The sequence below is a fragment of the Dietzia sp. SYD-A1 genome (genome assembly GCF_015356725.1).
Lineage (GTDB): Bacteria > Actinomycetota > Actinomycetes > Mycobacteriales > Mycobacteriaceae > Dietzia.
The window spans coordinates 1-5,706 of sequence record NZ_JADDKI010000591.1; the positions used below are offsets into that span (position 1 = coordinate 1).

The following is a 5,706-nucleotide window of genomic DNA, read 5'->3' on the forward strand; positions in this document are numbered from 1 at the left end:
CGCCCGCGCGGACCAGTTCGTCCCAGAAGCGGGCATGGAACCGGGCGGTCTCACGGCCCGTGCCGCCGGACTCGGTGCCGGGTCCGAACCGCGCGTCGAGCTCGCGGAGTGACTCGTCGGTGACCAGCCGCTCGCCCATGTCGCGGACGAGGGCGGTCAGGTCGGTGGTGGTGTCGTCGACGCGGAAATCCATCTCAGCGCTCCTTGCTGGACGTGGCGGGGGCGATGCGGGGCGCCGGGGGGAGTCCCAGACCGGCAGCGGCGATGATGTCGCGTTGGACCTCGTTGGTGCCTCCGCCGAAGGTGAGGATGAGCGCGGACCGGTGCAGTCTCTCGATGCGGCCGTGGAGGGCCGTGGTGGGGGAGTGGGAGCGTTGGGCCCCGGCGGTGCCCAACACCTCCATGAGCAGCCGGTATGCCTCGCACGCGGTCTCGGTGCCGTACACCTTCGTCGCCGACGCCGCGATTCGCGTGGGCGTGGCGGAGTCCGCGGACACGATCTCCCAGTTGCGCAGGGCCAGGTACTCGGCCATCGCGTGGACCCGGGCCAGGTGGCTGCGCACCCATTCGTTGTCGATCACGTCCCCACCGCCGGGGATCCCGACGTCGACCGACCGGGTGGTGCGCGCCCACTCCAGGACCTGCCTCAGCGAGGCCTGGAGGGGTCCGGCGGCCGTGAGGGCGACCCGTTCGTGATTGAGCTGGTTGGTCATGAGCGGCCAGCCCCCGTGCTCGGGACCGACCAGGTTGCTGGCGGGCACCACGACGTCCTGGTAGTAGGTGGCGCTGGTGTCCGGGCCGGCCATCGTGTGCACGGGGGTCCACGAGAACCCCTCGGCGTCGGTGGGCACCATGATCATCGAGATGCCCTTGTGTCGCTTGGCGTCCGGATCGGTACGGGCGGCCAGCCAGATCCAGTCCGCGTACGCCACGAGGGAGGTCCACATCTTCTGGCCGTTGATGCGGTAGACATCGTGCCCCGCGTGCTCGCCGGTCCCGGGTTCACGGACGGCCCGGGTCTTGAGGGAGGCCAGGTCGGTCCCCGATTCGGGCTCGGAGTATCCGATGCCGAAGTGCAGCTCGCCTCGGCTGATCCGGGGCAGGAAGTAGCTCTTCTGCTCCTCGGAGCCGAACGCCATGATGGTCGGCGCGACCGAGTTGATGGTGAGGAAGGGCACGGGCACCCCGGCGATCGCGGCCTCGTCGGTGAAGATCAACTGTTCCACCATCGGGCGGTTCCGCCCGCCGAACTCTTCGGGCCAGCCCAACGTGAGCCAGCCGTCGCGGCCCATCTCGGCGACTATCTCGCGATAGGCGTTGCCGTGGCCGTATTCGCCGGTGGTGGAGGTGAAGGCCTCCCGGCGCTCGGGGGTCATCAGGGCGGAGAAGTACTCGCGCAACTCTCCGCGCAGCCGTTGTTGGTCCGGGGTGTAGGTGATGTCCATATGCCCTAAGCTCGTCTCGAGTGGAACACGTTCTAGTGTCGTGACTCACATAGTATCGAATCATGCCCACGGCCACAGTGGCCGCGGGCCCGGCCAAGGAGGACGGGTATGAGAATTGACGTGGATCCCGACCGCTGCGAGGGGCAGGCCGTGTGCGTCGGGCTCGCCCCGAAGGTCTTCGAGCTGAACGACGACGACGAGGTGGTGCGCGTGGTCGTCGACGAGGTTCCCGAGGAGTTGCGCAAGCGCGCACTCAAGGCCGTCGAGAAGTGTCCGATGGCAGCGCTCAAGGTCGCGGAGTGACGCCGGGTCCGGGTCGGGAGGGCCTCGGGACGGACCTCTCACTCGACGGACGCGTGGCGGTCGTCACCGGGTCCGGTTCCGGGCTGGGAGCCGCGGAAGCCGTGGAGCTGGCGCGCTCGGGCGCGGCGGCCGTGGTGATCAACGACATCCGGTCGTCCGACGCCACGGACGCCGTCATCGCCGATATCGAGACGGCGGGCGCGAAGGCCGCGCTCGTGGTGGGCGACGTCTCCGAGCGGGAGACCGCGGACGCGATGGTGGCCGAGGCGGTGCGGCTCGGTGGTCTGCACGTGGTGGTGAACAACGCCGGTATCACCCGGGACAAGATGTTGTTCAACATGGACGACGAGGACTTCGACGCCGTGGTCAGGGTGCACCTGCGCGGGCACTTCCTCCTCACCCGCAACGCGGCGGCGTACTGGCGAGGGGAGAGCAAGAAGTCCGACGCCCCGGTCTACGGTCGACTCGTCAACACCTCCTCCGAGGCGGGGCTCTTCGGCCCTCCCGGTCAGGCCAACTACGGCGCCGCGAAAGCGGGCATCACCGCACTCACCCTCTCGGCCTCCCGCGTGCTCTCCAGGATCGGTTGCACGGCCAACGCGATCGCCCCCCGGGGGCGCACCGGGATGACCGCGGGCGTCTTCGAGGACTGGGACGACTCGAAGGGGCCCGACCCGCTGTCGCCGGACCGGGTGGCGGACCTGGTGTCCTATCTGGCGTCCCCGGCCGCGGCCGACGTCACCGGCCAGCTGTTCGTGGTATACGGCGGGATGGTCGCCCTCGTGGAGGCTCCGGTCGTGGAGAAGCGGTTCGACGCCGAGGGGGGCGTCTGGGACCGCCGGGCGTTCGCCGACGCGGTGTCCGCCCACTGGTCAGGGCGCCCGGAGGGCAAGTCCTTCTCGGCGGCGGAGATCATGACGCTCTGACCTGACCCGATATGGTCCCCGATGCGTTTGCTGAGAGACGCGTCGGGGACCTCTGTCGTTCCGGTGACGCGTGCTAGATTCCCGGCACGTCGGCAGGGGCACTCTGCGGGGGTAATCGGTACCGCTTGCTAATGAGAACGTGTTCTAGCTACTGTGTAATCGACGTCACACCGAACCGGTCACTTGTTCAGATCGGCGGTCGACGGGTGCCGACACGCGACAGGAGGGGGCGAGATGCCGAGAGTTCTCGACGCGCCGCTCAGAGGAGTCGGCGACTTCGTCGCGATGAGTCTCGACACGTTCGTCTCGTTCCCGTCGATCCTGCGGCAGGGCCGGGAGTTCGTCGACCAGTCCTGGTTCATCGCCCGGGTCTCCATGGTCGCCACCATCCTGGTGGCGATCCCCTTCACCGTCCTGGTGAGCTTCACCCTCAACATCCTGCTCCGCGAGATCGGGGCGGCGGACCTCTCCGGTGCCGGCGCGGCTCTGGGGGCCGTGACCCAGGTCGGCCCGATGGTCACCGTCCTCATCGTCGCCGGGGCCGGTGCCACGGCGATCTGCGCTGATCTCGGTGCCCGGACCATCCGCGAGGAGATCGATGCCATGGAGGTTCTCGGCATCGACCCCGTCAAGCGCCTGGTCGTCCCCCGCGTGGCCGCGTCGACGTTCGTGGCCCTCCTGCTCAACGGCCTCGTCTGCACGATCGGCATCCTCGGCGGCTTCCTGTTCTCCGTCCTCCTGCAGGGCGTGAACCCGGGTGCGTTCGTCGACGGGATCACCCTGCTCACGGGCCTGGGCGAGCTCGTCCTGGCGCAGATCAAGGCGGGCATGTTCGGGATGCTGGCCGGCCTCGTGGCCTGCTACAAGGGTCTCTACGTCCGTGGGGGCCCCAAAGAGGTCGGCAGCGCGGTCAACGAGACCGTCGTCTTCGCCTTCATGGCCCTGTTCGTGGTCAACACCGTCCTGACGGCGGTCGGCGTCAAGGTGTTGGGGTCATAGGATGGCGGTGATCGAGACCACGCGTTTCCCCCGTCTGTCGCGGGCCCGCACGTATTCCGTCGGTCGGGTCGATGACTTCGGGGCCGTCGCGCTGTTCTTCTGGCGCTCCCTGGTGGCCACCCCCCGCGCGTTGACCCAGTACCCCAAGGAGACCCTCCGCCTCATCGCCGAGATCGCCATGGGCACCGGAGCGCTCGCGATGATCGGCGGCACGGTGGTGATCGTCGGCTTCCTCACGCTCGCGACCGGCGGTGTCATCGCGGTCCAGGGGTTCTCCTCGTTGACCGACGTCGGCGTCGAGGCGCTCACGGGCTTCTTCGCCGCGTTCATCAACGTGCGCATCGCCGCCCCCGTGATCGCCGGGATCGGCCTCGCGGCCACCATCGGGGCCGGCGCCACCGCCCAGCTGGGCGCGATGCGGGTGTCCGAGGAGATCGACGCGCTCGAGGTCATGGCGATCGACTCGATCACCTATCTGGTCTCGACCAGGATCGTCGCCGGCATGATCGCCGTCGTACCGCTCTACTCACTGGCGGTCATCGCCTCGTTCCTCGCGAGTCGCTTCGCCACCGTGCAGATCTACGGCCAGTCCGGCGGCGTCTACGACCACTACTTCTCCACGTTCCTCATCCCGACGGACATCCTGTGGTCCTTCGTCCAGGCCATCGCCATGGCCATCACGATCATGCTCATCCACACCTACTACGGCTACAACGCCGCGGGCGGCCCGGCAGGGGTCGGCTCGGCGGTGGGCAACGCCGTCCGCACCTCGCTCATCGCCGTGGTGACCGTAACCCTCCTCGTCTCCCTCGCGATCTACGGCGGAGACGGCAACTTCAACCTGTCGGGATAGGAGGCGGTCGTGGCGAGAAGTCTCAGTCAGAGTGACACGGTGCCCAGGCGCATCGCGGCGATCGTGCTCGCCCTGGTCATCGTGGTGGTCATCGCGCTCTCCCTGCTCATGTTCGCGCGGGCCTTCGACAGCCGGGTCCCGCTCACCGTCCGCAGCGACCGCGCGGGGCTGGTCATGGAGGCCGACGCCAAGGTCCGTGCCCGAGGAGTCGAGATCGGCAACGTCACCGAGATCCGCCAGGAGTTCGACGGCGCGACCATCGAGATCGAGGTCGATCCCGCCGCGCTCGAGGCCATCCCCGCCAATGCCCCGGTGACGATCGGTTCCAACACCGTCTTCGGCGCCAAGTCGGTTGACTTCGAGTCCCCGGCCCGCCCGGACCCCACGCCGATGGCGGCGGGCACCGTCGTACAGGCGTCCAACGTCACCTCAGAGGTCAACACTCTGTTCCAGGACCTCACGGATCTGCTCACCGCGATCGAGCCGGAGAAGCTGAACGCGACTCTCGGCGCGATCTCCGGAGCGGTCGACGGGCGCGGTGATCAGGTGGGACGCACCATCACCGATCTGAACGAGTATCTGCAGGAGATCAATCCGCAGATCGAGACGTTGCAGAGAGATCTCGCCAAGGGGTCGAGGGTGGCCAATCTGTACGCCGACGTGACCCCCGACGTCATGCGCCTGCTGGACTCCGGAACGGACGTCGGTGCCAACGTCGTCAACAACCAGGCCCGCTTCGAGCAACTGCTGGTCTCGGCGATCGGAACCGGGGAGACGGGCAAGCGGTTGTTGTCCGAGAACGGCAACGAACTCGTCAAGACCCTGGCGGACATGCGGGCCTCGACCAGCCTGCTCGCCGAATACCACCCGATGCTCACGTGCCTGATCGTCGGACTCAACCAGGGCGTCGAGGGCGCGACGTCGGCGTTCGGCGGGGTGGACCAACCCGGTCTGGTGTTCAAGTCCGGTTTCCAGCAGGGGGCGCGGGCGTACGAGTACCCCAAGGACCTGCCGAAGGTGAACGCCAGCACCGGGCCCAACTGCTACGGTCTGCCGTTCCCGGACCCCTCGGTCCACGCCCCGTTCGTCGTCACCGACACCGGCTCGAATCCTGTGGAGGGAATGCCCGACGTGTTCACGTCCCGCCCGGCCCCGCTGTTCGGTCCGCTGCCCCCCAGCG

At 68.2% G+C, this 5,706-nt stretch carries 6 protein-coding genes and 1 pseudogene; 5 read left to right on the forward strand and 2 right to left on the reverse strand.

Annotation, left to right across the window (positions count from 1 at the left end; all coding sequences use genetic code 11):
• A pseudogene (locus IY392_RS17390) lies at nt 1-193 on the reverse strand (acyl-CoA dehydrogenase); the annotation flags it as partial.
• A gap of 1 nt (nt 194) precedes the next feature.
• On the reverse strand, nt 195-1,445 hold the full coding sequence (locus tag IY392_RS17395) for an acyl-CoA dehydrogenase family protein (RefSeq protein ID WP_194861915.1): 1,251 nt from the start codon (nt 1,443-1,445) through the stop codon (nt 195-197).
• A gap of 108 nt (nt 1,446-1,553) precedes the next feature.
• Between IY392_RS17395 and IY392_RS17400 the strand changes: the two genes are divergently transcribed.
• From IY392_RS17400 to IY392_RS17420, 5 genes are all read left to right on the forward strand, one after another.
• Complete coding sequence (locus IY392_RS17400; protein ID WP_194861916.1) at nt 1,554-1,748, forward strand: ferredoxin; 195 nt, start codon at nt 1,554-1,556, stop codon at nt 1,746-1,748.
• Nucleotides 1,745-2,674: a 3-oxoacyl-ACP reductase gene (locus IY392_RS17405; RefSeq protein WP_194861917.1), complete on the forward strand. Its 930-nt coding sequence runs from the start codon at nt 1,745-1,747 to the stop codon at nt 2,672-2,674. Before IY392_RS17400 ends, IY392_RS17405 begins: the two co-directional genes overlap by 4 nt.
• 234 nt (nt 2,675-2,908) lie before the next feature.
• A complete protein-coding gene (locus IY392_RS17410) occupies nt 2,909-3,673 on the forward strand; it encodes an ABC transporter permease (protein WP_095718862.1) in 765 nt (254 codons plus the stop codon).
• Between the two features lies 1 nt (nt 3,674).
• Complete coding sequence (locus IY392_RS17415; protein WP_194861918.1) at nt 3,675-4,526, forward strand: ABC transporter permease; 852 nt, start codon at nt 3,675-3,677, stop codon at nt 4,524-4,526.
• A 39-nt stretch (nt 4,527-4,565) separates the two neighbouring features.
• A partial coding sequence (locus IY392_RS17420; RefSeq protein WP_309234210.1) for an MCE family protein occupies nt 4,566-5,706 on the forward strand: 1,141 nt, incomplete at its 3' end.

Bases quoted from the DNA above. Each gene is read 5' to 3' on its own strand.
- IY392_RS17400 (WP_194861916.1), top strand. From the start codon at position 1,554: ATGAGAATTGACGTGGATCCCGACCGCTGCGAGGGGCAGGCCGTGTGC.
- IY392_RS17415 (WP_194861918.1), top strand. From the start codon at position 3,675: ATGGCGGTGATCGAGACCACGCGTTTCCCCCGTCTGTCGCGGGCCCGC.
- IY392_RS17410 (WP_095718862.1), top strand. From the start codon at position 2,909: ATGCCGAGAGTTCTCGACGCGCCGCTCAGAGGAGTCGGCGACTTCGTC.
- IY392_RS17395 (WP_194861915.1), bottom strand. From the start codon at position 1,445: ATGGACATCACCTACACCCCGGACCAACAACGGCTGCGCGGAGAGTTG.